The 25,405-nt window shown below is 73.7% G+C and carries 28 protein-coding genes; 13 read left to right on the forward strand and 15 right to left on the reverse strand.

Going from position 1 to position 25,405, the window contains the following annotated elements:
* Window positions 1-33: 33 nt before the first annotated feature.
* Genes ABD331_RS35180 through ABD331_RS35235 form a run of 12 tightly spaced genes read right to left on the reverse strand, consistent with a single transcriptional unit; the run spans window position 34 to window position 11,027 of the window.
* On the reverse strand, window positions 34-417 hold the full coding sequence (locus tag ABD331_RS35180; RefSeq protein ID WP_344484626.1) for a Zn-ribbon domain-containing OB-fold protein: 384 nt from the start codon (window positions 415-417) through the stop codon (window positions 34-36).
* The gene (locus ABD331_RS35185; protein WP_344484629.1) at window positions 414-1,538 is read right to left on the reverse strand and encodes an acetyl-CoA acetyltransferase; all 1,125 of its coding nucleotides are present in this window, start codon (window positions 1,536-1,538) and stop codon (window positions 414-416) included. The genes ABD331_RS35180 and ABD331_RS35185 overlap by 4 nt, the downstream gene beginning before the upstream one ends.
* Entirely contained in the window at window positions 1,535-1,909 is a 375-nt protein-coding gene (locus tag ABD331_RS35190; protein ID WP_344484632.1) for a MaoC/PaaZ C-terminal domain-containing protein, read from the reverse strand. Before ABD331_RS35190 ends, ABD331_RS35185 begins: the two co-directional genes overlap by 4 nt.
* Complete coding sequence (locus ABD331_RS35195; protein WP_344484635.1) at window positions 1,891-2,361, reverse strand: FAS1-like dehydratase domain-containing protein; 471 nt, start codon at window positions 2,359-2,361, stop codon at window positions 1,891-1,893. Before ABD331_RS35195 ends, ABD331_RS35190 begins: the two co-directional genes overlap by 19 nt.
* A complete protein-coding gene (locus ABD331_RS35200) occupies window positions 2,358-3,395 on the reverse strand; it encodes a RidA family protein (RefSeq protein WP_344484638.1) in 1,038 nt (345 codons plus the stop codon). Before ABD331_RS35200 ends, ABD331_RS35195 begins: the two co-directional genes overlap by 4 nt.
* Entirely contained in the window at window positions 3,392-4,771 is a 1,380-nt protein-coding gene (locus tag ABD331_RS35205) for an MmgE/PrpD family protein (RefSeq protein WP_344484640.1), read from the reverse strand. The genes ABD331_RS35200 and ABD331_RS35205 overlap by 4 nt, the downstream gene beginning before the upstream one ends.
* Window positions 4,768-5,982 carry a CaiB/BaiF CoA transferase family protein gene (locus tag ABD331_RS35210; RefSeq protein WP_344484643.1) on the reverse strand — a complete coding sequence of 405 codons (1,215 nt, stop codon included), beginning with the start codon at window positions 5,980-5,982 and terminating at the stop codon, window positions 4,768-4,770. The genes ABD331_RS35205 and ABD331_RS35210 overlap by 4 nt, the downstream gene beginning before the upstream one ends.
* The gene (locus ABD331_RS35215) at window positions 5,979-6,962 is read right to left on the reverse strand and encodes an LLM class flavin-dependent oxidoreductase (protein WP_344484646.1); all 984 of its coding nucleotides are present in this window, start codon (window positions 6,960-6,962) and stop codon (window positions 5,979-5,981) included. The genes ABD331_RS35210 and ABD331_RS35215 overlap by 4 nt, the downstream gene beginning before the upstream one ends.
* Entirely contained in the window at window positions 6,959-7,594 is a 636-nt protein-coding gene (locus tag ABD331_RS35220) for an isochorismatase family protein (protein ID WP_344484649.1), read from the reverse strand. The genes ABD331_RS35215 and ABD331_RS35220 overlap by 4 nt, the downstream gene beginning before the upstream one ends.
* A 1-nt stretch (window position 7,595) precedes the next feature.
* Window positions 7,596-8,792 carry a CaiB/BaiF CoA transferase family protein gene (locus tag ABD331_RS35225; protein ID WP_344484652.1) on the reverse strand — a complete coding sequence of 399 codons (1,197 nt, stop codon included), beginning with the start codon at window positions 8,790-8,792 and terminating at the stop codon, window positions 7,596-7,598.
* A 10-nt stretch (window positions 8,793-8,802) separates the two neighbouring features.
* A complete protein-coding gene (locus ABD331_RS35230) occupies window positions 8,803-10,212 on the reverse strand; it encodes a dihydroorotase (protein WP_344484655.1) in 1,410 nt (469 codons plus the stop codon).
* Window positions 10,209-11,027, reverse strand: coding sequence for an IclR family transcriptional regulator (locus ABD331_RS35235; protein WP_344484658.1), 819 nt, complete (start codon window positions 11,025-11,027; stop codon window positions 10,209-10,211). The genes ABD331_RS35230 and ABD331_RS35235 overlap by 4 nt, the downstream gene beginning before the upstream one ends.
* 87 nt (window positions 11,028-11,114) lie before the next feature.
* Here ABD331_RS35235 and ABD331_RS35240 point away from each other — a divergent pair, with 87 nt between their 5' ends.
* The 9 genes from ABD331_RS35240 (at window position 11,115) to ABD331_RS35280 (ending at window position 19,031) form a co-directional block, all read left to right on the forward strand.
* On the forward strand, window positions 11,115-11,924 hold the full coding sequence (locus tag ABD331_RS35240; RefSeq protein ID WP_344484661.1) for a cyclase family protein: 810 nt from the start codon (window positions 11,115-11,117) through the stop codon (window positions 11,922-11,924).
* Window positions 11,925-11,981: 57 nt separating this feature from the next.
* Window positions 11,982-12,620, forward strand: a complete 639-nt coding sequence (locus ABD331_RS35245) for a DUF2306 domain-containing protein (RefSeq protein ID WP_344484664.1) — start codon at window positions 11,982-11,984, stop codon at window positions 12,618-12,620.
* A gap of 43 nt (window positions 12,621-12,663) precedes the next feature.
* Window positions 12,664-13,272: a TetR/AcrR family transcriptional regulator gene (locus ABD331_RS35250; protein ID WP_344484667.1), complete on the forward strand. Its 609-nt coding sequence runs from the start codon at window positions 12,664-12,666 to the stop codon at window positions 13,270-13,272.
* 53 nt (window positions 13,273-13,325) lie between these two features.
* Window positions 13,326-13,955, forward strand: a complete 630-nt coding sequence (locus tag ABD331_RS35255) for a TetR/AcrR family transcriptional regulator (RefSeq protein WP_344484670.1) — start codon at window positions 13,326-13,328, stop codon at window positions 13,953-13,955.
* Complete coding sequence (locus ABD331_RS35260) at window positions 13,952-14,842, forward strand: ABC transporter ATP-binding protein (RefSeq protein WP_344484672.1); 891 nt, start codon at window positions 13,952-13,954, stop codon at window positions 14,840-14,842. The genes ABD331_RS35255 and ABD331_RS35260 overlap by 4 nt, the downstream gene beginning before the upstream one ends.
* Window positions 14,839-16,407 carry an ABC transporter permease gene (locus tag ABD331_RS35265; RefSeq protein ID WP_344484675.1) on the forward strand — a complete coding sequence of 523 codons (1,569 nt, stop codon included), beginning with the start codon at window positions 14,839-14,841 and terminating at the stop codon, window positions 16,405-16,407. The genes ABD331_RS35260 and ABD331_RS35265 overlap by 4 nt, the downstream gene beginning before the upstream one ends.
* Before the next feature lie 154 nt (window positions 16,408-16,561).
* On the forward strand, window positions 16,562-16,714 hold the full coding sequence (locus tag ABD331_RS35270) for a hypothetical protein (protein ID WP_344484679.1): 153 nt from the start codon (window positions 16,562-16,564) through the stop codon (window positions 16,712-16,714).
* Window positions 16,715-16,734: 20 nt separating this feature from the next.
* Complete coding sequence (locus tag ABD331_RS35275; RefSeq protein ID WP_344484682.1) at window positions 16,735-17,511, forward strand: LLM class flavin-dependent oxidoreductase; 777 nt, start codon at window positions 16,735-16,737, stop codon at window positions 17,509-17,511.
* Between the two features lie 131 nt (window positions 17,512-17,642).
* Window positions 17,643-19,031 (forward strand): type I glutamate--ammonia ligase, encoded by a 1,389-nt coding sequence (locus ABD331_RS35280; protein ID WP_344484685.1) that lies wholly within the window; start codon window positions 17,643-17,645, stop codon window positions 19,029-19,031.
* A 65-nt stretch (window positions 19,032-19,096) separates the two neighbouring features.
* On the opposite strand, the gene ABD331_RS35285 is transcribed toward ABD331_RS35280, so the two are convergent.
* Both ABD331_RS35285 and ABD331_RS35290 read right to left on the reverse strand, forming a co-directional pair.
* The gene (locus tag ABD331_RS35285; RefSeq protein ID WP_344484688.1) at window positions 19,097-19,882 is read right to left on the reverse strand and encodes an SAM-dependent methyltransferase; all 786 of its coding nucleotides are present in this window, start codon (window positions 19,880-19,882) and stop codon (window positions 19,097-19,099) included.
* 46 nt (window positions 19,883-19,928) lie between these two features.
* A complete protein-coding gene (locus tag ABD331_RS35290) occupies window positions 19,929-20,807 on the reverse strand; it encodes a LysR family transcriptional regulator (RefSeq protein ID WP_344484691.1) in 879 nt (292 codons plus the stop codon).
* A gap of 96 nt (window positions 20,808-20,903) precedes the next feature.
* Here ABD331_RS35290 and ABD331_RS35295 point away from each other — a divergent pair, with 96 nt between their 5' ends.
* The 4 genes from ABD331_RS35295 to ABD331_RS35310 all read left to right on the forward strand — a co-directional run bounded on the left by ABD331_RS35295 (window position 20,904) and on the right by ABD331_RS35310 (window position 24,693).
* Entirely contained in the window at window positions 20,904-21,638 is a 735-nt protein-coding gene (locus tag ABD331_RS35295) for an arginase family protein (RefSeq protein WP_344484694.1), read from the forward strand.
* A 105-nt stretch (window positions 21,639-21,743) separates the two neighbouring features.
* Window positions 21,744-23,156, forward strand: coding sequence for an FAD-dependent oxidoreductase (locus ABD331_RS35300; protein WP_344484697.1), 1,413 nt, complete (start codon window positions 21,744-21,746; stop codon window positions 23,154-23,156).
* A 97-nt stretch (window positions 23,157-23,253) separates the two neighbouring features.
* Window positions 23,254-23,598 carry an STAS domain-containing protein gene (locus ABD331_RS35305; RefSeq protein ID WP_344484700.1) on the forward strand — a complete coding sequence of 115 codons (345 nt, stop codon included), beginning with the start codon at window positions 23,254-23,256 and terminating at the stop codon, window positions 23,596-23,598.
* A gap of 252 nt (window positions 23,599-23,850) precedes the next feature.
* A complete protein-coding gene (locus ABD331_RS35310) occupies window positions 23,851-24,693 on the forward strand; it encodes a hypothetical protein (protein ID WP_344484703.1) in 843 nt (280 codons plus the stop codon).
* 193 nt (window positions 24,694-24,886) lie between these two features.
* Here ABD331_RS35310 and ABD331_RS35315 read toward each other — a convergent pair whose 3' ends face one another.
* A complete protein-coding gene (locus tag ABD331_RS35315; protein WP_344484706.1) occupies window positions 24,887-25,231 on the reverse strand; it encodes an STAS domain-containing protein in 345 nt (114 codons plus the stop codon).
* Window positions 25,232-25,405 lie beyond the last annotated feature (174 nt).

Genomic DNA, 25,405 nt, shown 5'->3' on the forward strand with positions numbered 1-25,405 from the left:
GCCGCTCACACACCACCCAAGGGGACGAATCGGTCAACTGTCCACGGGAAGGCTCTCGAAGACCGGCAGGCGACGCCCGTCCTCCGGCAGGTCCCGCCAAGCCACCCGAACGCGCTGATCACAACACCAAGGCCCCTCCCCCACCAGGTTGGTCAGCAGCACGGGCCCCTCGTCGAGCCTGACCCTGGCCACCACGTAAGGCACCGCCATCCCCGGCGACGCCGCCCGGTGCACCTCGGTGAAGGAGTCCACGACCCCGAACCCGGCCGACTCGCGCCACCCCAGCTCCCCGCCGCCGCACGAGGTGCACAACGCGCGCGGGTAGTGCTGGAGGTGGCCGCACTCCGTACAGCGTTGGAGGAGCAGCCGTCCCTCGCGGGCGGCGGCCCACCACGGCGCGGTGATCTCGTCGCTCACCGGTCGGCCCCCAGCAGGACGGTGGCGTGCGTGGAGAAGATGCCGCCGACGCCGTGCGCGAGTGCGACCCGGGCGTCCGGCACCTGGCGCGGCCCGCACTCGCCGCGCACCTGCCGGACCGCCTCCACCAGCAGGAGCAGCCCGTACATGCCGGGATGACAGTACGACAGCCCGCCCCCCGTCGTGTTGAACGGCAGCCGCCGCGACCGGACGAGGTCGCCCGCCTCGCCCGGCCCGCAGAACCCGAGCCCTTCGAGGGTGAGCAGGACGGTGATCGTGAAGGAGTCGTAGAGCTGCGCCACGTCCACGTCGCGCGGCCCGAGCCCCGCGCGGGCGAAGGCGCGCCGGCCCGCCGCGATGGTGCCGGTGCGCAGCAGGTCCGACGGGGCGGCCATGCCGTCGTGGGTGGTGGACTCGCCGTAACCGAGCACGACGACGGGGTCCGGGCGCAGGTCGCGGGCGCGTTCGAGAGTGGTGAGGACGAGGGCGGCGCCGCCGTCGGTGACCAGGCAGCAGTCGAGGGCGGTGAGCGGGCTGGAGATCATCGGCTGGGCGAGCACCTGCTCCACGGTGAGGGGGCCCGCGCGGTGGCGGTAGGCCTTCGGGTTCAGCAGCGCCCACTCGCGGGCGGCGACGGCGACCTCGGCCAGGTCCTCGCGGCGGGCCCCGCGCTCGTGCAGGTACCGCTGGGCGGCCATCGCGTAGTACGACACCGGGTACAGCGGCCCGTACGGCGCCTCGAACTCGGCCTGCGGCGTGTGCGGCTCGGCCACGCCCGCCAGCGAACGCGACCGGGCGCTGCGCTGGTTCGAGCCGTAGCTGATCAGCACCGTGGTGCACTGGCCCGCCTCGATGGCCTGGGCGGCGCGCGCCACGTACATCTCGAAGGCCGACCCTCCGGCGAACGTGGAGTCGGTCCAGGCGGGCTGGACGCCCAGGTACTCGGCGACCTGCGCGGCAGAGAAGCGCGAGGCCCCGGCCGTGGCCAGGCCGTCGATCGCGCCGAGCGGGAGCCCGGCGTCCCGCAGCGCCCCGGTGATCGCCTGAGCCTGCAGGTGCAGGATCGACTTGCCGGTCACCCCCAGGTCGGACTCGGCCACGCCCACGACGGCGACCGTCATCCCGGCCTCACCGCCGCCCCGGCGGGCGCGACCGCCACCCTGCCGTCGCCGACCACCTCGACCTGCTGCTCGACGGTGATCAGCCCGCCGTCGTGGCCGATGACCCGGCCGGTGCAGCGGACGGTCTCCCCCGCGAACACCATGCTCCTGAACCGGAAACGCAGCCGGACGACGCGGGCTCGCGGGCCCAGCCAGTCCTGGAGCTGCTCGGCCAGCAGCGCGCCGAAGAGCTGGCCGTCCACCACCGGCCGGTCCAGGCCCTCGGGGGCGTAGTGCAGCCGGTGCCAGTCCCAGGTGGCGCCCGCGTAGGCGATCATGTCGGGCAGCTCGATGCGGCGCCGCAGCGGCGGGATCAGCGTGCCGGGATCCATATCAGCGTCTCCTCGTTGACCGCCAGCAGGTCACCGTGCTGGTTGCGGTAGGTGGCGCGGGAGATCACGAAGAGCTTGCCCGCCTTCTCCTGTACGTCCTGGACGCGCCAGGTGACCGTGATGACGTCGCCGGGGCGTACCGGCTGGTGGAACTCGTAGGCGTTGCCGCCCCGCACCAGCCGGGCGCCGGGCACGTCCAGGCGCCAGGAGTGGCCGGCGAAGCCGTCGGCGTCCCTGGGCAGCCCGGTGTACTGGTTGGTCTCGCAGATCAGCGTGGGCGGGGCGACGACGCCGTCGTAGCCGTGCCCGCGGGCGTAGGCGTCGTCGGTGTAGAGCGGGTTGTCGTCGCCGACCGCCTGCGCGAAGTAACGCAGCGCGGCGCGGCCCAGCTCCTCCGGCGCGGTGTACGTCACCTCCCGGCCGACCATCGCCTTCAGCTCGTCGATCCTCATGGGAACACCGCCGTCGGGACGACCTCGATGAGGAACTCCGGGCGCAGCAGGGCCGAGCAGACCACCGAGGTGAGAGCGTGGGCGCGAGGGAAGCGGCGTTCGCGCGGCCCGTCCAGCTCGTGGTAGCGGGGCAGGGCGGCGGGCGTGACGTACTCGACGAGCCGCACCACCGCGTCGCCCGCCAGCCCTGCCTCCCGCAGCACCGCCTCGATGGCGGTGTAGACGTGGCCGGCCTGCGCGAGCAGGTCACCCTCGGACACCGCCCGCTGCGTGACCGGGTCGAGCGCGCCGAAGCCCGACATGAACAGCGTGTCGCCGGCCGCCACGCCCGGCTGGTAGGTGAGCGTGTCGTAGCGGGCCCAGCCGGGGTTGACGCCGCGCAAAGGGCGCAGGGAGGCGAGCGCGTCGAGCGACACCATCGCCCCCTCGGCCACCGGGTGGTCGGCGAGGATGCCGGCCGCGCCGGGGTAGCCGCCCTCGCCGCCGCCGAGCAGTTCCCTGCGGGGGCGTCCGCAGCGGGGGTAGTCGGCGCGGGTGGCGGTCGCGGTGTAGTCGGTGGTGCGGACCAGGGCGTGCAGGCCGGTGCCCGCCGCCTCCAGCAGGCCGGCGGCGGTTTCGAGGCAGGAGCGGTACTGGTCGCGGAAGGGCGCCGTCAGGTCGGCGGGCAGGGTGGTCGGGAGGTAGACGATCTCTCCGGCGATCGTGACGACGCCTGCGGGGGTGGATGTACGGTGGCCGCCGCCGGGGTGGGCGGTGACTTCGACGGCGATGCGGTCGTGCGGCGCGATCAGCCGCTCGACCGGCACCCGCGACACGGTCACCGCGCCGAATCCCGCCGACCGCCCGGCCTCGCCGCCTGGGGTGGCGTATTCGACGACGTGCACCACGTCGTCGCCGCTCAACCCGGCCTGGGCGAGCGCTGAGGCGGCCAGCGCGTAGGCTTCGGCCGCCGTGGGGGCGGGCAGCGCGGGTAGCCGCACGGTGCCGTGCGCGACGGACGCGCTCACTGGTGCCTCCCGATCGGACCCGTTCATGAGACCTCCTGTACGGCCGCGAGCCCGGCCGTCAACGTCGTCACCTCGGGCAGCTCCCGCAGTCGTAGCAGCCGCTCGATCACCGCGACGGGCAGCCCACCGGCCAGCGCCTTGCGCCGGACCAGCTCGTCGATCCCCGGATCACCGGGCCCGCCCGAGCTGCGCGGCACCTGCGCGACCGCCCCTCGGCCGTCCGCGTACCTGACCCGCAGCCGCCCCGGCTGGTCGGCGGCGACGCCGGGGAAGGCGACCACCTCGTGCGTGATCCGCCCGGCCAGCGCCGCCACCTCCGGCCGGTCCACCCGCTCGTAGGTGCGCACGCCCACCTCGCCGTCGAGCAGCATCGCCGCCACACTCCACGGAAGGCTGAACTTCGCCTCGTACGGCGTGCGCGGCCGATCCTTGCCCGGCCCGCACACGATGGCCGCCGCGTCGGGATGCACCTCGGCCACGACGCTCTCGACGTCCTGCGGGGAGTGGACGGTCGCGGCGGCGTCGAGGGCGGCGTGCAGGAGCTGGCAGGCGGGATACGGCTTGACCGTGATCCGGGTGACCTCCCACACCTCGCCGAGCCCGGTCATCGGCCGCAGCCCCGCCTTGCCGAGCAGCGCCCCGTACAGCCCGTGCTCGCCTTCCAGCACCGTGCCGGGGCCGGTGGCGCCTGCCCTGGCCAGGCGGGCGGCGAGGATCCCGGCGTGCGCGGCCAGCCCCGGGTGCAGACGTTTGGTGTCGGCGCCGGTGCTGAGGAACTCCAGCAGCCCGCCCGCCTGGCTGCCCGCGACGCCGAGCGCGTTCACCGCCTGCGGCGGCGTCATCCCGTACAGGCGGGCGGCGACCAGGGCGGCGGCGAGCACGCCGCACACGGAGGTGGCGTGCAGGCCGCGCGCGTGGAAGCCGTGCGGCGCGGCGGCGCCCAGCCGGCAGATCGTCTCGTATCCGGCCAGCGCCGCCACCAGCACCTCCTCGCCGGTGGCGGCGGTCTCCTCGCCCACCGCGAACGCCGTGGCCAGCACCGGCGCGGTCGCGTGGACGAGGCCGCCCGCGTGGGTGTCGTCGAAGTCGAGCGCGTGCACGAGGGTGCCGTTGGCCAGCGCCGCCGCCGGGGCGCCGACCCGGTGCGGGGTTCCGATGACCGTCGCCTGCGGCGGGCCGCCGAGGCCCAGCGCCACCTCGATGGCGGGCGTCGCGTGCGGGCGTCCGGCGACGGCGCAGCCGAACCCGTCGATCAGGTGCCGGCTCGCCGCCGCCACGGCCTGCTCGGGAACCGCGTCCAGGGTGAGGCCGAGCGCCCAGGACGCGAGCGTGGCGGCCTGGGTCGGGGAAGCACCGCCCGGGGCCGCCATGGGCTCTCCCCGCCCGGCGCTCGCGGCCGTCATGGGCTCTCCCCGAACGCGCCCGCCGCGCGCAGCTCCGCGAAGCGTTCCGCCGGGTAGCCGAGCAGCCCCCGCACGACCTCCTCCGTGTGCTCCCCCCGCCCCGGCGCCCGCCGGTGCTCGACGGGCTCCTGCCCCACCCGTACGGGCGAGGCGAGCTGCCGCACCGTCCCGTACCGGGGATGGGCGGTCTCCACGACCAGCCCCCTGGCGGCGGTGTGCGGCTCGCGCAGGGCCTGGCGCACGTCGTTGACCGGCCCGCAGGGGATGCCGGCCGCCCGCAGCTCCGCCAGCCACCACGCCACGTCCCTGCCACGGAAGATCGCGGCCAGCCGGGGCAGCAGGTCCCCGGCGTGCAGGCGGCGCGCGGCGAAGGTGGCGTAGCGCGGATCGGCGGCGAAGGCGTCGCCGGGCGACTCGCGGTCGAGGATGACGGCCAGCCGCTGCCAGAACTTCTCCTTGGCGCACCCCACGATCAGCCACCCGTCGGCGGCCTCGAAGCTCTGGAACGGCACCAGCGACGGATGGGCCGAGGAGGCGGTGCGCGCCGGGACGTAGGAGGTGTTCAGCGCCCAGGTGCCGACGTAGGTGAGCATGCCGATGGCGGTGTCGTACAGGGACAGGTCGCAGTCCATGCCGGTGCCGTCGCGGCGGGCGGCGTGCACCCCGGCCAGCAGCGCGAGGGCGGCGACGAGCCCGCCGGAGTAGTCGACCAGGGACAGCCCCGACTTGGCGGGCGGCCCCGACGGCTCGCCGGTCAGGTCCATCCAGCCGGCCAGGCCCTGGAGGATGTAGTCGTAGCCGGGTTCGGCGGCGCGCGGCCCTGTCATGCCGAAGCCGGTCAGCGAGCAGCAGACGACGCGCGGGTTGAGGTGCTTGAGGTCGGCGTAGCGCAGCCGCATCTTGGCGGGCACGTCGCCGCGCAGGTTGGAGTAGACGGCGTCGCCGTGCCGGACGAGGTCCTCGAAGACCTCGCGGCCGGCCGGGACGGACAGGTCCAGCGAGATGGATCTCTTGTTGCGGTTGAAGGTCTCGAAGAACAACGAGTCCTCCTCATCCGCGTAAGGAGGAACATAGCGGCCGACGTCGCCGCCGACGCGCGGGTCCTCGATCTTGATGATCTCGGCGCCGAGGTCGGCCAGGTGCACACTGCCGAACGGTCCGGCGCCGTACTGCTCCAGGCTGACGACTCTGACGTCCTGCAGCGGTCTCATAACTGTCCGATCAGCTCGATGATGCGGGCCTGGTTCCGGCGGATCTGCTCGGGCGGGTTGCCGTGCGCGGCCGGGGTGAGCTTGACCGTGTCGGCCAGCCCGTCGTAGCGGGCCAGCCGCTCGGCCACCTGGTCGGGCGTGCCCGCCAGGACCAGCGGGTCGATCATGCGGTCCGGCACGCCGGGCCGCTCGCCTGCGCGGAAGGCGGTGACGGCGGCGGCGTGCTCGGCGGCCAGGTCGTGGAAGGCGAAGAAGTCCCGGTAGGTGGCGACGCCTGCGTAGAAGGCGAGCGTGCCGGCTGCGCCGCGGCGGGCGGCGGCCGGGTCGGGGTCGAGGGAGCAGCAGGCGGAGACGACCACGTCGAACTCCTTCCTGTCGCGGCCGTCCAGGCCCGCGCGCAGGTTCGGCAGGACGCGTTCGCGCAGGTAGGCGGGCGAGCACAGCTCGTGGGAGAGCCAGCCGTCGCCGATGCGGCCGGCCAGCCTGGTGAGCTGCGGCCCGACGGCGGCCAGGTAGATGGGGACGCGGGTGCGGACCGGCTCGTAGGGCCGCAGGAAGCCGGGGGCGTGCAGGCGCTGGCACTCCCCCTCGTACGCCATCGGCCCGCCGGCGACGACGGCGCGGATCACCTCGACGGTCTCGCGCAGCCGGGTGAGCGGCCGGTCCCAGGCGACGTTGTGCCAGGTCTCGTTGAGCCGCCGGGTGCCGGTGCCCAGGCCGAGGACGAGCCGTCCGCCGGTCAGCTCGTCCAGGTCGAGCGCCTCCAGCGCGGTCACCATGGGGCTGCGGGTGAAGGCGAGCGTGACGGCGGTGCCGACGCCCGCGCGGGTCAGCGCGACGGCGACGGCGGCGGCGCTGACGGTGGCGCTGCGGTGCAGCTCGGGCACCCAGACGACCTCGGCGCCCGCCTGCTCGGCGGCGCGGGCGGCGGCGGCCAGCTCCGCCAGCGTCTGCCCCCACGGGCCGTAGGTGATCCTCACGATCGGGGCCGGTCGAGTGGCTCGGGCCGGTCGAGTGAGGGCCGGTCGAGCCGGTCGAGGACGGCCTGTTCCTCCCACACCTCGCCGTACTTGGCCTGGATGTCGTACAGGCTGGCCTCGTGCGAGGCGGCCGTGCGGTCGCCCACGGCCTGGCGCACCACAATCGGCACGAAGCCGTGCTGGACGGCGTCCACGGCGCTGGCCCGCACGCAGCCGCTGGTGGACACGCCCGCGATGACCAGGGTGTCCACGCGCAGCGCGGTGAGGGTGGAGGCGAGCGTGGTGCCGAAGAACGCGCTGGCGTACTGCTTGACGATGACCACCTCGCCCTCGTCCGGCGCGACCTCGGGCATGAGCCGCCCGGCGGGGCCGTGCAGGTCGCGCAGCGGCGTCGCCTTGCGGTAGAACAGGCCGCCGTCCAGGCCGCCGGGGGTGTGCGCGACGCGGGTGTGCAGGACGGGCACGCCCGCCCGGCGGGCCGCCGCCAGCACGCGCGCGGCCGAGCGCAGGCAGTCGCGCGAGCCCACGTAGAGGCCGCCGCCCGGCTCGAAGTAGGCGGCCATCAGGTCCACGAGGATCAGCGCGGGCCGCTCGCCGAACGGCAGCACACCGTCGTAGGGGTCGTCGGTCATGTCAGATGATCCCCTTCTCGCGCAGCGCGGCCCGTTCCTCCTCCGGCAGGCCGAGCAGCCCGCCGTAGACCTCGTCGTTGTGCTGGCCGAGCGCGGGCCCGGCGGTGCGGACCGAGCCGGGGGTGTCCGACAGCTTCGGCACCACGTTCTGCATGGCCAGCTCCCCGAACTCGGGGTGCGGCACCCGCACGATGGCCTCGCGGGCGGCGAAGTGCGGGTCGGCGAACATGTCCTTGGCCGTGTAGATGCGCCCGGCGGGCACGCCGCCCTCGTGCAGCGTGCGCAGCAGGTCCTCGGCGGGCAGCCTCGCCGTCCAGGCGGCGACGAGCGCGTCCAGCTCCGCCATGTGCTCGCCGCGCGCGCCGTGGGTGGCGTAGCGGGGGTCGGCGGCCAGTTCGGGGCGGTCCATGACGCGGGCCAGGCGGGCGAAGACGCTGTCCTGGTTGGCGGCGATGAGGACGGCCTCGCCGTCGGCGGTCGGGTACACGTTGCTCGGCGAGACGTTCGGGAGGACGGGGCCGGTGCGTTCGCGCTGGTAGGAGGCCTGCTGCCATTCGGGCAGCAACGACTCCATCATGGCCAGCACGGCCTCGTAGATGGCCGAGTCGACGACCTGGCCCCGGCCGCTGCGCTCGCGCTGGTGCAGCGCGACCAGGGTGCCGACGCAGGCGTGGGTGGCGGCCAGGGAGTCGCCGAGCGAGATCCCGGCCCGCGAGGGCGGCCTGTCGGGGTCGCCGGTGACGTGGCGGATGCCGCCCATCGCCTCGCCGATCGACCCGTATCCGGCGCGCGGCGCGTACGGGCCGGTCTGCCCGAAGCCGGTCACCCGCGTGATCACCAGCCGCGGGTTGATCGCGTGCAGCTCCTGCGGCGACAGGCCCCAGCGTTCCAGGGTGCCGGGCCGGAAGTTCTCCAGCAGCACGTCGGCGCCCGCCAGCAGGCGTTTGACCAGGTCCTGGCCTTCGGGGGTGCGCAGGTCGCAGGTGACGGACTTCTTGTTGCGCGCCACGACCGGCCACCACAACGACCGCCCGTACGGCTTCTCCCTGCCCCACTGGCGCATCGGGTCGCCGCGCCCGGGGTCCTCCACCTTGATCACCTCGGCGCCGAAGTCGCCGAGCAGTTGCCCGCAGAACGGGCCGGCCAGGAGCTGGCCGAGTTCGACGACGCGCACGTCGTCCAGGGGCAGCGCGCCCATCTCCACTCCCTCAGCGGTGCAGGTACGAGCCCGACGGCTCGCCCGCGGTCTTGCCCTCGTGGAAGGCCACCCGGCCGCCGACGACCGTGGTCACCGGCCAGCCGGTCACCCGGACGCCCTCGAACGGGCAGTGGTCCTGCCCCGACAGCAGCAGGTCGGTGCTGACGGTCCTGCTCAGCTCCGGGTCCAGGACGGTGAGGTCGGCGTCGAAGCCGACCCCGAGGCCGCCCTTGCGGCCCCACAGGTTGAAGGCGCGGGCAGGGCCGGCGGCGGCGACCTCGGCGATCCTGGTCAGCGGCAGCCCGCGCCGCAGGTGCCCCTCGGAGAACAGCACGGGGTACAGCAGCGCCGTGCCGCCGAACCCGGGCCGCGCCGGCCACAGATCGTCGCCCTTGTGCTCCTCCAGGCAGCAGGCGTGGTCGGAGGCCACCCAGTCGATCCGCCCGTCCGCCACGCCCGCCCACAGCGCCTCGTTGTGCTCGCGGGTGCGGATCGGCGGGTTGACCTTGCCGCCCAGGCCGCCGCGCGCGTCCAGGTCGTCGTGGTCCAGGCACAGGTGGTGCAGGGTGGTCTCGCGCCTGGCCGGGGTGCGGGCGGCCGCCTCCAGCGCCTCGGCGCTCGACAGGTGCAGCAGGTTGACCTCGACGCCGGTGTGCCCGGCGAGCACGGCCGCCTCGGCGATGGCGAGCTGCTCGGTCAGCGGCGGGCGGGCCTGGGCGTAGGCGCGCAGGTTCTGGGGGCCACCGCCGGCGCGGACGCGGTCGATGAAGACGCGCATCAGCTCCGACTGCTCGCAGTGCAGGCTCAGCGACAGCCGCCGGCCGGGGTGGGCGGCCTGCGTCGCGGCCAGCTTCTCCATGATCAGGTACAGGTGGCCGAGGTCGTACTCGTCGCTCATGGTGAACGCCCGCGCGTCGCGGCTGTTGGCCGCCAGGTCGAAGCCCTTGTAGAACATGTAGTACTTGAACGAGGTGACGCCGTGCTCGGCGACCAGGGCGGGGATCTCGTCGATCTGGGCGGAGGTCATCGGCGCCAGGTGGAAGCCATAGTCGGTCCAGGCGCGGCCGGCGACCGCGGCCAGCACCTCGGGCAGGATCACCTCGTACGGCCCTGTCTTGCCGAGGTAGTGCTGACCGGTCCTGAAGTAGGACAGCACCGTCGTCGCCCCGCCGACCAGGGAGGATCGCGTCTCCTCGAACGCGTCCACCCCCAGGTCGCGGTAGATGCCCAGGTGGAAGTGGGCGTCCACCGCGCCGGGTAAGACGATCTTCCCGGTGGCGTCGAGCACCTCCGCGCCGCCGTCGAGGCCGTCGCCGAGGGCGGCGATCCGGCCGTCCCGCACGGCCAGGTCGGCGCGGACCTCGCCGTGGTACGGCAGGACCAGGGTCCCGCCCTTGACGAGCAGGTCGTATCGCATCATGGTGTCCCTTCCGCGGCGGTGTGGCCCATCCGGGCCGAGAGTTGGCGGGTGGTCTCCAGCAGCGCCGCCACGCACCGCTTCTCCTGGGAGCGGAAGCGCTCCAGCGGTCCGCACACGCTGATCACCCCGGCCGGCCGCCCGTGGTGGTCGAGCACCGGCGCGGCGACGGACGCGGAGCCCGGCTGCCGCTCGGCCTGCGAACGGGCGTAGCCGCGCCGCCGCACGGCCGCCAGCTCCCTGCGCAGCGCGGCCTCCTCGACGGGCGTGCGCTCGGTCAGGCGGGTCAGCGGCTGCGTGGCGAAGTAGTCGTCGATCTCCTCTTCCGCCAGGTACGCCAGGAACGCCCGCGACGAGGCGCCCGCGTGCAGCGGGTACGGCACGCCCAGCGTCACCGCCATGATCACCTCCCGGCTGGGGGTGGCCTGGTCGACGTAGACGCGCGCGTACCCGGTGCGGATCGACAGCGTGGCCGTCTCCGACAGCGCCGTGGACAGCGCGACCAGCTCGGGCGCGGCCAGCCTGCGCAGGTCCAGCCGGTCTAGGTAGGCCAGCCCGAGCCGCATCGCGGTCAGGCCGAGCGAGTAGCGCCTGCTCTGCTCGTCCAGGTCGATCAGGCCGCGCAGCCGCAGCGACGCCAGGATCCGGTGCACCGCCGCCTTCGACAGCTCCAGCCGCTCGGCGATCTCGGTGACGCCGAGGGTGCGCGCGGCCGGGTCGGCGAACAGCACCAGCACGTCGGCCGCGCGCTCGACGGTCGCGACGGTCTGGCTGGCGCCGTCCGCGCCGCGGCGCCGGGGGTGCTCGGTCGTCGGCATGGGATTCCCTGCTGCTCGGCGGCGTTCCTGCCGTACAGTTTGGAACAGCTTTCCTCGTATTGGAACACCAGGAAGGGATGTCGTGGCGTGGAGGTTCCGTGGGAGGCGCTGGCCGGAGCCGAGGTGTTCGACCTGGCCCAGCCGATGCGCACCGGCATGCCCCAGTCGCCCAACCATGTGCCGTTCCGGATGCTGCTGGAGCGCCGCCACGGCGACCTGGTGCGCCCCGACGGCGGGTCCGCCGCCAACGAGGTGATCGTCACGGGCGGCCACGTGGGCACCCACGTCGACGCGCTGGCCCACGTCTCGCAGGAGGGCAGGCTGCACGGCGGGCTCGACGCGGCGTCGGTGCAGGGCCACCACGGGTTCACGGAGCTGGGCATCGACGCCTTCGACCCATACGTGGGCCGCGCCGTGCTGCTCGACGTGGCCGCCGCGCACGGCGTCCCCGCGCTGCCGCCCGGCTACGAGATCACCCCCGCCGACCTGGACAGGGCCGCCGGCGGGCTGGAGGTGCGGCCCGGCGAGGCGCTGCTGATCGGCACCGGCTGGTCACGGCACTGGGGCGAGCGCGAGCTGTTCACCGGCCAGTCCGGCGGCGCGCCAGGCCCCGGCGCCGCGGCCGGCCGCTGGCTGGCCGAGCGGCGCCCGCGCCTGGTGGGCGGCGAGAGCATCGCCTTCGAGCACATCCCCGCCGGACGCGGCCACGCCACCCTGCCGGTGCACCGGATCCTCCTGGTCGAGGCCGGGATCAACATCGTGGAGACGATGCGGCTGTGGCCGCTGCTGGACGCCGGCCACCGCGAGGTCCTGCTCATCGTCAACCCGCTGCCGCTGGTCGGCGCGACGGGCGCGCCCGTCAGGCCGCTCGCGGTGGCCGTACGCCGGGAGGTGTAGCGCGGGTGTCGACCCCGGGCTGATTCCCGGCGCCCGCGCCGCCCGCATGCTGATCACATGAAGGTGAGGCCTGCCAGGGGTGCGCGCAAGGTGTGGGTGATGCTGGCCGCCGCGGTGGTGTTCGGCGCCGTACTCGTCACCCCGTACGCCGGGCTGGACCTCGCCGACAGCAGGCTCGATGTGCGCTCCGGCGCGCACTACGCGCTGCTGGTCACGCACGTCTTCACCGCGCTGGTCGCGCTCGTGCTGGGCCCGTTGCAGTTCGTCCCGTCCGTACGGGCGCGGCGGCGGCTCCACCGCACGATCGGGCGCTGCTACCTGCTGGCCGGGGTGCTGCCCTCCGCGCTGGCCGGGATCCCGGTGGCGCTGCTGTCGGGCCGCCTCGTCACGCAGGTAGGCCTGACCATCCCGGCCGTGTTGTGGCTGGTCACGGGCGCTCTGGCCTACCGGGCGGCGCTTCGCCGCGACTTCGCCCGGCACCGGGAGTGGATGATGCGCAACTACGCGCTGACGTTCCTGGCCGTCACCTCGCGGATCGTGGTGCCGCTCATGCTGCTGGCGCAGCTCCCGTTCGGCGTGACGGCGGCCTCCATCGCCGATCGCGCGCCCGGCCTGATCCCGGCCGGCCAGGTGCTCGGCTGGGTCGTCAACCTCGCCGTCGCGGAGGCCCTGATCAGGCGGTCGCGACGCGCGTAGCGCTACACCTGTGAGGAAACGGCCGTTGCGTACAATGCCGATCATGGATCCGACCTCCCCGTCCACCCGGGGCCGCAACAAACGCGGCCAGGGCGAACGGCTGCGCCGCGACATCATCGACGCCACCCTGCGGATGCTGGACGAGCTGCGCGACGACGAGGCGCTGTCGCTGCGCGCCGTCGCCCGCGAGGTCGGCATCGCCGCCACGTCCGTCTACATCCACTTCGCCGACCGCGACGCGCTGGTCTTCGCCGCCCTGGAACAGTGCACCCGCGACCTGCTGCGCGACCTGGAGGCGGCCGAGGCCGGCGGCGGCGACGCGGTGGCCCGGCTGCGGGCGCGGCTGCTGTTCCTCGGCTCGTGGGTGCGCGACCACGCCGGCCTGTACAAGGTGCTGCACGAGAGCACCATCAACCAGCGGATGCACCTGGCGTTCAAGCAGGAGCTGGCCGTGCGGACCACCGCCGCCGTGCGGCGCTGCATGGACGAGGGGCTCGCGCCCGCCGGTGACGCCGCCGAGGTCGCGCTCGACCTGCGGGCGGCGGTGCACGGCGCGGTGTCGATGCGGGTCAACGAGCCCGCGATGGCTTGGCCGCCGCTGGAGGAGCAGGTCGATCGGTTCCTGGTCAAGCTCGTCGGCGTACGCGCCTAGCAGCTCCCTGAACGCTTGCATCGCCTCCAATACATCTGTATAGAATCCTGGTCGTGCGACCAATCTCCGAAGAGGACCTGACCACCCGGGCCCGCATCCGCGACGCCGCCATGACGCTCTTCGCCGAGCAGGGGGTGAAAGCCACCACCATCCGCGGCATCGCCGAAGCCGCCAAGGTCTCCCCCGGCCTGGTGCAGCACCACTTCGGCACCAAGGAAGCCCTCCGGCTGGCCTGCGACGAGTACGTCCTGACCTACATCCGCGCCCAGGTCACCGCCGGCGTCACCGACCGCAACCTGGAGAACCCCGAGTTCGTCGACAGCGTGCACCGCACCGCACCGCCCCTGATGAAGTACCTCGGCCGCGCCCTCGTGGAGGGCTCGCCGGCCGCCGCCGCCATGTTCGACGACCTCGTCACCGTCACCGAGGAGCACCTGGCGAGCGACGACCCCGCCGACGGGACCGACCACCGCGCCCGCGCCACCGTCCTGACCGCGATGAAGCTCGGCCTCACCGTGCTGCACGAGCACGTCTCCCGCGCCCTCGGCACCGACCTCTACGGCCGGGAAGGCGCCGTGCGCGTCGGCAAGGCCCAGCTCGACCTGATCAGACCCGAGTTCCTCGGCCGCGAGCTGTTCGAGCAGGCGCGGACCGGCCTGGAGAAGTACGAAGGGCAACGATGAACGCCGCAGTGCACGCCGACGGCCTGGTCAAGACGTTCGGCAGGACCCGCGCCCTCGACGGGCTGGACCTCACCGTCAACACCGGCGAGGTGCACGGTTTCCTCGGCCCCAACGGCGCGGGCAAGACCACCACGATCCGCGTCCTGCTGGGCCAGATGCGCGCCGACGGCGGCCGGATGGAGCTGCTCGGCGGCGACCCCTGGCGCGACGCCACCGAGCTGCACCGGCGGCTCGCCTACGTGCCCGGCGACGTCACCCTGTGGCCGTCGCTGACCGGCGGCGAGGTCATCGACCTGCTGGGCAGAGTGCGCGGCGGCCTCGACCCGAGACGCCGCGCCGAGCTGCTCGAACGCTTCGAGCTCGACCCGCGCAAGAAGTGCCGCACCTACTCCAAGGGCAACCGGCAGAAGGTCGCGCTGGTCGCCGCGTTCGCCTCGGACGTCGAGCTGCTGGTCCTGGACGAGCCCACCTCCGGCCTCGACCCGCTCATGGAGGCCGTCTTCAACGACTGCGTCCTGCGGGAGAAGCGCGACGGCCGCACCGTGCTGCTGTCCAGCCACATCCTGTCGGAGGTGGAGACGCTGTGCGACCGCGTCAGCATCATCCGCGCCGGCCGCACCGTCGAAACCGGCAGCCTCGCCGGGCTGCGCCACCTCACCCGCACGTCAGTGACGGCCGAGCTGGCAGGCCCCGCGCCCGGCCTGGCCACCCTGCCCGGCGTGCACGACCTGGCCCTCGACGGCGCCCGCGCGCACTTCCAGGTGGACGGCGACGCCCTCACCGCCGTGCTCGCCGAGCTGGCCGGGGCGGGCGTGCGCACGCTGACGACCCGCCCGCCGACCCTTGAGGAGCTGTTCCTGCGGCACTACGCGGGGGCCGCCCGATGACCGGCACCCTGGCGCTGGTCCGGCTGATCCTGCGCCGCGACCGCGTGCTGCTGCCGGTGTGGATCGCGATCACCGCGCTGCTCCCCGCCGGCATCGCCGCCGCCACCACCGACCTGTACGCCGGGCAGGCCGCCCGCGACGCCTTCTCCGCCGCCTCCATGAGCAACCCGGCCCAGCTCGCCACCCGCGGCCCCATCTACGCCGCCAGCGTGGGCGGCCTGACCGCCTGGACGCTCGGCTCGTCCCTCGCCCTGATCGGCGGCCTGGTCAGCATCCTGCTGGTGACCCGGCACACCCGCGCCGAGGAGGAGACCGGGCGGCGCGAGCTGCTCTCCTCGGGCGTCGTCGGCCGCCACGCCCCGCTGACCGCCGCGCTCACCGTCGTCCTGGCCGCCAACCTGCTGCTGGGCCTGCTGTCGGTGCCCGGCCTGGTCGCCGCCGGGCTGCCCGCGGGCTCCTCCCTGCTGTTCGGGCTGTCCACCGCCGCCGGCGGCTGGGCGTTCACCGCGGTGGCCGCGCTCGCCGCGCAGCTCACCGCCTCGTCCGGCACGGCGCGCGGCCTGGCCGTCGCCGCCGGCGGGCTGCTGTTCGCGCTGCGGGCGCTGGCGGACACCGGCGGCGTGCCCGCCCTGGCGTGGCTGACGCCGTTCGGCTGGGTCCGCCTGACCAGGCCGTACGCCGGAGACCACTGGTGGGTGCTGAGCCTGGCCGCGGCCTTCACCGCCGCCCTCGTCGCATCCGCCTACGCGCTGTCCACCCGCCGCGACCTCGCGGGCGGCCTCCTGCCCGCCCGCCCGGGATCCGCCGGCGGCGGCCCCTCGGGCGCGTTCGGGCTGGCCGGGCGGCTGCACCGCACCACCCTCGCCGGCTTCGCCATCGGCTTCGGCCTGCTCGGCGCGCTGCTCGGCGTCTCGGCGCGCGGCCTGGACGCCCAGCTCGACACGCCGCAGCTCCAGGAGCTGGCCGCGACCGTCGGCGGGCCGGGCGCCCGCATCTCGGAGGTGTTCTTCACCTTCGTCATGTACGTGCTCAGCCAGCTCGTGGCCGCAGCCGCGCTGGTGTCCGCCCTGCGGGCCCGGGGCGAGGAGGCGGCAGGCCGGGCCGAGCTGCTGCTGTCCACCCCGGTCAGCCGGCTGCGCTGGGCGCTGAGCCACCTCGCCTTCGCCGCCGGCGGCCCCGTACTGCTGCTGGGCATGCTGGGCGCGGCGGCCGGGCTCACCAGCGGGGACGTCTCCGGGGTCACCGTCGCGACGCTGGCGTACCTGCCGGCGGTGTGGACCGTCGTCGGGATCGCGACGCTGCTGTCCGGGCTGCTGCCCCGGCTGGCGGCGGCGGTGAGCTGGACCGCGCTCGGGCTGTTCCTGGCCGTGGACCTGCTGGCGGAGTTCGAGCTGGCCGACGGGGTGGTGCCGACGCTGTCGCCGTTCGTGCACGTGCCCGCGCTGCTGCTGGACGAGCCTTCGTCGCCGGTGGCGCCGCTGGTCGGGCTCACCGTGCTGGCGGCGGGGCTGGCGGGAGCGGGGCTGGCGTTCCTGCGCCGCCGCGACCTGGCACCCACGGCCTGAACAGACCTTCCGCCTTGCCCGGCCCCCCGCCTTGCATGACCCCCCGCCTTGCATGACCCCCCGCCTTGCTTGAACCCCCGTCGGAATACCGCGTGACCCGGCGCTGTTCACGCCATCACGTTCAAAATTCAACTTCTGACGAAGGGAATTTCTGATGGCCATCGCATTCATGCTCATCATGAGCCTCATCGTGGGCGGCTTCCTCACCGGCGCCATGAGCGCCCTCGTCCTGAACGGCATCCGCGATCGCCAGTGGCCCGTCCTGTGGCGGCGGCGCGTGGTCTACCGCGGCTTCATCCCCCGCTGAATACCCATAACCTTTGAACCATGGTGCGCTTCGCGATCGGCCTGCCCAACGTCGGCGAGTTCGGCGACCCGGCCCTCCTCACCGAGCTCGCCGTCACCGCCGAGGACCACGGCTGGGACGGCGTCTACCTCTGGGACCACCTCCTCTACCACGACCCCGGCTGGCCGGTCGCCAACCCCACCGTCACCCTGTCCGCCATCGCCGCCCGCACCCACCGCGTCCGCCTGGGCATCCTCATGACGGCGCTCCCGCGCCGTCGCACCCAGACCGTCGCCAAGGAGACTGCCAGCCTCGACCGGCTCTCCGGCGGCCGGCTCGTCTTCGGCGCGGGCCTCGGCTCCCTGGACACCGAGTACACCGACTTCGGCGAGGACCCCGACCTGAAGGTCCGCGCCGCCAAGCTCGACCGCGGCCTGGACGACCTCACCCGGCTGTGGCAGGAGCTCCCGCCGCAGCCCGTCCAGCGCCCCCGCATCCCCATCTGGTGCCCCGGCCGCTGGCCCACCCGCGCAGGCTTCCGCCGGGCCGCCCGCTGGGACGGCGCCATGCCCACCTTCCACGACTACGGCCAGGACCGCCCCGTCCCGCCGGACGAGTTCGCCCGGGTCGTCGACTTCCTCGGCGAGCAGCGCGGCACGCTCGACGGCTACGACATCGCCCTCGAAGGACGCGCCGCCGACGGCTTCGTCGACGCCTACACCGCGGCCGGCATGACGTGGTGGATCGAGGCCATGGGCTGGTGGCGCGGCGGCGTACGCGACGCCCGAGCCACCATCACCGCCGGCCCGCCCCGCTGAAGCCACCACACAAGCCACACAACCCCGGACATACCCCTCCACCAGCCAAAACTCCCGAGCGCGGCATCCCCCGCACCGGCCCCCGCCACCTATAAGGTGCCACGCGGGCCGCACACGACAAGGGGATGCCGATGCTCGACCACACCACCACAGGCGCACCGCAGACCGACCCCCAGACCCTCGACCTCGACCTCGCCGCAGCAGGCGTCGTCGGCGTCATCATCACCTGGGCCGACAACAACGGCATCCCCCGCTCACGCACCGTCCCCATCGAACAGTTCACCGCCGCCACCCAGCGCGGCCTCGGCATCACCCCGCTGTTCGCCGTCTTCGACTCCCACGACACCATCACCTTCGACCACCCCCCGCTCGGCACCCCCTCCGGCGACATCCGCCTGTTCCCCGTCACCGACCGCGTCGTCCAGCTCGCCGGGCAGCCCGCCTTCGCCTGGGCCCCCGGCCGCCAGGTCGCCGCCGACGGCTCCCCCTGGCCCTACGACCAGCGCACCGCACTCGAACGCCAGGTCGCCCAGGCCGCCGAGATCGGCATCGAGCTGCGCGCCGGATACGAGATCGAGTTCCACCTCAGCGCGGCCGGCGACACCGGCGACGACCCTCGCCCCGTCTACGACGGCCCCTCCTACGGCCCCACCAAGATGCTCGCCGTGGACGCCTTCGCCGAGCAGCTCCTGAGCGACCTCGTCCGCAACGGCATCCCGATCGGCCAGCTCCACGGCGAGTACGGCCCCGGCCAGTACGAGCTCAACATCGCTCCCGCCGACCCCGTCACCGCCGCCGACCGCCAGCTCCTCACCCGCCAGACCATCCACGCCGCCGCCCGCGCCCACGGGCTGCGCGCCGCGTTCGCCCCGCTTGTCACCTCCGGGCACGTCGGCAACGGCTGGCACCTGCACACCTCGCTCTCCCGCGCCGGCGCCAACCTCCTGTCCGGCGGCGACGGCCCCGCCGGCCTCACCCCGGAAGGCGCCGCCTACCTCGCCGGGCTGCTGCGCGACCTGCCCGCCATCGTCGCCATCACCGCACCCAGCCTCTCCTCCCTGCAACGCCTGCGACCCGGCTACTGGTCGGGCGCCTACACCTGCTGGGGCGTGGAGAACCGCGAAGCGGCGCTCCGCCTCGTCCCGTCCACCTCGCTGCTCGGCCCGCGACACGCCAACGTCGAGCTCAAGCCCTCCGACGCCGCCGCCAACCCCTACCTCGCCCTCACCGCCGTCATCGCGGCGGGCCTGGCCGGCATCGAGGACGGCCTGACCCTGCCCGGCCCCGTCCAGGAGGACCCGGCCACCTGGAGCGACCAGCGGCGCGCCCAGCACGGCGTCCACCGGCTGCCCACCACCGTGGAGCAGCAGCTCGACGCGCTCCAGGGCAACCCGCGCATCCGCGCCGCGCTCGGCGACGAGATCGTCGGCGCCTTCCGCGCCGTGCGCACCTCCGACGCCAACCGCGCCGCCGACCTCGACCCGGCCGACATCATCCGCGCCTACCGCTGGCTCTACTGACCGCTTCCACGGTTTCGCCTACCGCTGGACTCGCACGTACGCCCACCGCTGGCTCTCCTGACCCCTCAAGCCTTACGCCCCACCGCGCACACCGCGCTGACCACACCCGACGACGCCTGTGGCGGCCCCGGCCGCCACAGCGGCGTCGGCACCACACCGGGAGGCACCAGCTCCAGCCCCTCGAAGAACCCCGCCACCTCCTCAGGCGCACGCAACGTGTACGGGAACGCGGCTTGCCGGTTGTAGGCGTTCACCGCCTCCACCAACGCCGGATTCGCATTCACCCCGTCCGACAACACCAGAAGACTTCCGGACGGCAACGCCTCCACGAATCGCCGGACCAGCCCCGCAGCGACGTCGTACTCCGGCACCTGACCCGCGATACTCAGCATGATCAGCCCGACCGGCCGGGAGAAATCCAGGGTCCTGCCCGCCCCCGCCACGATCACGTCCGGATCGCGCACGTCGGCGTCCAGATAATCCGTCGCCCCCGGCTCGGACCCCGACAGCAGCGACCGCGCGTGCACCAGCACCAGCGGGTCGTTGTCGACGTAGACGACCCGCGACTCGGGCGCCAGCCGCTGCGCCACCTCGTGCGTGTTGTCGGCCGTCGGCAGGCCCGCCCCGACGTCCAGGAATTGCCTGATCCCCATCTCGGTGACGAGAAAGCTCACCACCCGCTTGAGGAAATCGCGCTGCAACCGCGCCACCTGCGCGAAATCGGGAAACGCGCGCAGCAGATTCTCGCCTGCCTCGCGATCCACGGGGTAATTGTCGGTGCCGCCGAGCAGGTAGTTCCAGACGCGGGCGGAATGCGGCTTCGTCTCGTCGATGCGGGGGGTTTGATCCATGAAAAAAGCTTAAGCGACCCGACCCCGGCGCCTTTACAATGTAGATTTACTGCTGGAGCAGGTCGAGCACCGCGTTGACGGCCGGGGTGGCGGCGCGGATGAGGGCGTGCGTGGTCCTGGTGATCCCGACAGCGGCGATGGGCCGCAGCACCACTCCCTCGGGGACGCCGACGACGGTCGCGACCAGTTCGGGGACGAGGCCCGCGCCCAGCCCTTCCCGCACCATGCGCAGCACGAGCGCGTAGTCATCGGCCGTGTGGACGACGTTCGGCCGGAAGCCCGCCAGGGCGCAGGCGCGGTCGAGCATCTCGTGGTCGCTGGTCCCCTCGGAGCCCGCGATCCAGGGCGCCTCGCGCAGCGCCCGGAGGTCGATCTCGCCGGCCGCCGCCGGATGGCCTGCGGGCAGCGCCATCAGCATCGGCTCGACGCCGAGGAACCGGCGGGTGACCCCGGCCGGCGGCTCCTCCGGGATCAGGCTGTAGGTGAACGCGACCGCCACGTCGCACTTGCCCGCGCGCAGCGCCTCGACGGCTTCGCGGGGCTCCAGCTCGTGCACGATGACGTGCAGGTCAGGGTGGCGGGCCCGGGCCGTGGCGATGGCGGGCAGCAGCCGGGCGACGGCCGCCGTGGCGAAACACGCCACCCTGACCGGCCCTCGCGGCGTCGAGGCCGAGCGGAGATCCTGCTCGGCGGCGTCCAGCGCGTTCAGGACGACGCGCGCGTGCCGGACGAGCCGCCGCCCCTCGGCGGTCAGCCGGACCCGCCGCCCCGCCCGCTCGAACAGCGGCACCCCCGCCTCCCGCTCCAGGGCGGCGAGCTGCTGCGAGACGGCGGACGACGTCAGGCCGCACACCTCGGCGACGGCCGTCATCGTGCCGTGCTCGGCGAACTCGCGCAGCAGGCGCAGCCGTACCGGATCCAACATCAAGCACATCTTATAGATCAGTGCAGGAATACTAAGTGGACGTTGCCGTTCGGCTCGGTCGAAACTGTCGGTCCACCCACCGATGAGGAGAGCGACATGCTGACCGTTGTAGAGGTGCCGCAGTGGCGGGGATCGTTGTCGCCCACCGCCCCCAGGCTGGCCGAAGGGGCCGCCCGGCTGGCCGCGATGGTGCCGGGGGCGTCCGCGCACGTGCGGGTCGAGACCGGCGGCACCCTCGCCGGGACGGCCGATCGGGTGCGGGAGGCACTCCCCCGGGACGGGTTCGTCGTCACGGTCGGCGGTGACTGCGGCGTGGAGCTGGAGCCGGTCACGGCGGCGCTGCGCCGGCACGGCGACCGGCTGCACGTCGCCTGGTTCGACGCCCACGGCGACCTGAACACCCCGGAGTCCTCGCCCTCTGGCGCCTTCCACGGCATGATCCTGCGCACGCTGCAGGGCGAGGGCCCCGCCGACCTCGCCCGCTCCCCCGCCCTGCGCCCCGATCAGATCGCGCTGGCGGGCACCCGCGCGCTGGACCCGGCCGAGGCCGATCACATCGAACGAGCCGGGATCGGCGGCCTGGACTCCATCGGCCCGGACGCGGTCGTCTACGTGCACGTGGACCTCGACGTGCTGGACGGGATCACCTCGGTCGGCTACCCCGAGCCGGACGGCCTGTCCGCGGAGGCGCTCGCCGAGGCCGTCGCCGGTCTCGCCGCCCGGCACCAGATCGCCGGGCTGGGCATCACCGAGTACGCGCCCGCCGACCCGCGCGACGAGGAGCTGCTGCGGAAACTGGTCCCCGAACTGGTCAGGGCGTGCACCGCCTGAAGGCGTCCGCTAGGTGCCCACATTTGTTTGCCAACAACCGTTGACACCAGTGCGGAGGCGGTGATTAAGTTGTGCCAACAAGCGTTGACCTGAAGGGAAGGCGTCATGGCCGAGGTGATCATCGTAGGGGCAGGCCCCACCGGGCTGCTGCTCGCGGGGGACCTTGCGGAGTCGGGCATCGAGGTCACGGTCCTGGAGCGCCGTGACGGCAAGGTGTCCAACCTCTCCCGCGCGTTCGGCGTGCACGCCCGCACCCTGGAGCAGCTCGACGCCCGCGGGCTGGCCGACCGGCTGGTGCCCATGGGCGCCTCGCTGAGCAAGGTGCGGCTGTTCGAGCGGGTGGAGGTGGACCTGGGCACGCTGCCCAGCCGCTTCCCGTTCCTGCTGATCACTCCGCAGTACAACGTGGAGCACCTGCTGCTGGAGCGGGCGCTGAAGGCGGGCGTCGAGATCGTCTACGACGCCGAGGTGCTCGGCCTGACGCAGGACGGCACCGGCGTCACCGTCACCACCCCGGCCGGCGAGCGCCGCGCCGCCTACGTCGTGGGCGCCGACGGATACCACAGCGCGGTGCGGCAGGCCGTCGGCCAGCCCTTCCCCGGCAAGTCCGTGCTGAAGTCCATCATGCTCGCCGACGTGAAAGTGGCCGAGCAGCCGGCCGAGATGCTGACCGTCAACGGGGTGGGCGACGCGTTCGCGTTCGTCGCCCCGTTCGGCGACGGCTACTACCGGGTCTTCGCCTGGGACCGCCGCCACTCCGTGCCCGACGACGCGCCGCTCGACCTGGACGAGGTGCGCGAGGTCACCCGGCACGCCCTGGGCACCGACTTCGGCATGCACGACCCCCGCTGGCTGTCGCGCTTCCACAGCGACGAGCGGCAGGTGCCCGAGTACAGGACGGGCCGGGTGTTCCTCGCCGGGGACGCCGCCCACGTGCACTCCCCCGCCGGCGGCCAGGGCATGAACACCGGCTTGCAGGACGCCGCCAACCTGAGCTGGAAGCTCGCCGCCGTGCTGCGGGGCGCGCCCGAGGCGCTGCTCGACACCTACCAGGCCGAACGTCACCCGGTCGGCCGGTCGGTGCTGCGCAGCAGCGGCGCCATCATCAGGGCGGCCATGATCGAGTCGGCCGCCGGGCAGGCCCTGCGCGGTTTCGCCGCCCGCCAGGCGCTGTCCATCCCCAAGATCCACAAGAAGATCACCGGGCAGCTCAGCGGCATCGGCTACCACTACCCGGCGGCGCACGGCGCGGACGAGCTGGTCGGCACCCGCGCCGGTGACCTTCAGCTCGCGGGCGGCGACCGCCTGTACGAGGCGCTGCGTGAGCGCCGCTTCGTCCTCGTCGGCGACGCCGACGTCACCGGCTGGCAGGACCGGGTCCGGGTCGAGCCGCCCGCCGTGCCCGGCGGCCCCCTCGTGCTGGTCCGCCCCGACGGGTACGTGGGCTGGGCGGGCACCGGCACCGCCGATCTGCACCGCGCCCTGACCGAGCTCGCCGGACCGCCGGTGATCCGCTAGCCGGGCGGCGCAGGGGTAGTGTTCGCATGAGGAGGGTCCGGAGGCGTGGCCGCGACCGATCACCTGCTCAAGGTGAGGTGAGTGAGCCATGGCTTACATGTCGAACCTTCTGACGCACGACCGCTGGGCCGTCGTCCGCGTCACCGGCACCGCCGACGACCGGCGGATGCCGGCGCTGCGCGCCCAGCTCGACGAGGCCGTGGACGGGCATCCGCGGGTGGCCGTGGACCTGTCCGGCTGCCGGCTGACGGGCACCCGCTGGATGAGCGTCCTGCTTGAGGCGGGGCGGCGCGCCCACGACCGCGGCCACCTGTTCGCCGTCGTCAGTCCCCGGCCGCACGCGGCGCGCCTGTGCCTGCCGGTGCTCGCCAGGGGCGGACGGCTGCTGCTCTGCGAGCACACGGAGCAACTGCCGAAGCTGGAACACGCCGGACGCTACTAACGGGACGAGTATCAAGAAACCGGTGGGAACCCACCGAGTCCGTACGACGTCCAACCAGAGCTAGCGCCCGCGCCGGGCACAGACGCCACCGAATGGGCGGTGCCGGCGCCGTAGTCAGACGTGTTCGCCTACGACAAACGACGCGAGTCAGCCCTTTTCGTACGCCGCCGTGGCGATCGCCGCCATGCGCCGGGGAGGGCTCCCGTCCCCGATCCGTTCCCACCGACACCCGTGGAGGACCAGGTGACGCCCATGCAGCCGGACGAGAAACGTCCCCGCCCCAGGCGGATCCCGCAACATCTCCTGAAGATCGCCACCATCGCGATCGTCGCGAGCAGCGGCCTCGCGGTGACCGTTTCGGCCTCCGCCGCCACCCCGGCCCCGTCCCCGACCCCGACCGAAACCCCCACCACCACACCAACCACCACGCCGATCCCCACGTCCACGCCCACCGCGACGCCGATCCCCATCGAGCAACTGCCGCCCATCAACCCGCTGGCGTTCGTCGGCACGATGCACGGCGAGTTCACGGTCGCCACCAAGGACGGGTGCGGCACCGTCACGCTGCTCACCCAGACCGGGCAGGTGACCGCGCTGGCGGCCGACTCCATCACGGTGCGCAGCCAGGACGGGTTCGAGCAGGCGTACACGATCGAGGACGCCACCCGCCGGCCCAAGGTGCGGCTTCGCGACGGCGAGGAACGGCAGATCGCGCAGGACTCCTGGGTGTCGGTGACGGCCACCACGGACGGGCAGACGGCCAGGGCGGTCTACATCCTCGACCTGTCGCAGCCCATCCGGCTCTACCCGCGCAACAAGAGCGAGTGGCGGCGCGCCAAGCAGTGGTGGGGGATCGTGCCGAACTGGCAGACCCCGACGCCGTGCCCCACCCCGACCCAGACGGTCACGCCGACCGACCTCCCCACCGAGCCGCCGACCTCGGAGCCGACGGAGACGCCTACGGAGACGCCGACCGAAACCCCGACCGAGGAGCCGACCGCGACGCCAACGGAAACCCCGACGGAGACCCCGACCGAAACTCCGACCGAAACCCCCACCGAGGAGCCGACGCAGACCCCGACTCCGGCCTCCTGACCCGATCCGCGTGCTCGCGCCGCTGATCGGCGCGCTCCTGACCCGATCCGCGTGCTCGCGCCGCTGATCGGCGCGCTCCTGCCGCTGATCGGCGAACTCGTGCCACTGACCGGCGCGCTCGCGCCACTGATCCGCGCGCTCGCGCCGCTGATCGGCGCACGGCCCCTGGGCGGCCACCCTCACCCGAGCCCGCTCAGAGCGCACGCAGCTCGGCCACCGCCTCCTCCAGGGTGGGCCGCAGCTCCAGCACCCGGTCGAGCCCGCGCTGCCGGAACACCGCCCTCATCAGGTCACCGGTCGCGCACACCAGCGCCAGCCCGCCCACCTCGAGCGCGTGCCGGTGGGTGGCGAGCAGCACGGTCAGCCCGTACGAGTCGGCCGAGGTCAGCGCGCCGAGGTCGATCGCCACCCGGGGCAGCGCCCTGGCCAGGGCGGCCTGGAGCAGGGGGCAGGTGTCCAGGTCGAGCTCGCCGCTGACGGTGACCACGGTGACGTGGGAGTCGAGCTCGATCTCGGTGATCCGCAGGCGTTCCGTCATGGGCCGCCTCCCTGGAGGCATGGGCGGCCTCGCTGGAGGCATGGGCCGCCTCGCTGAGGGGCCTCCGTCAACCAGGTGATCATCGTGACGACTCTATCCGGCTCCGGGCCGGTCGCCGTCCCCGGTTGGCGTACCTGCTGCCGTTTCTTGACGGCGCCCGCGCGCGATCACCAT

The organism is Nonomuraea monospora, from assembly GCF_039531895.1.
GTDB lineage: Bacteria > Actinomycetota > Actinomycetes > Streptosporangiales > Streptosporangiaceae > Nonomuraea > Nonomuraea monospora.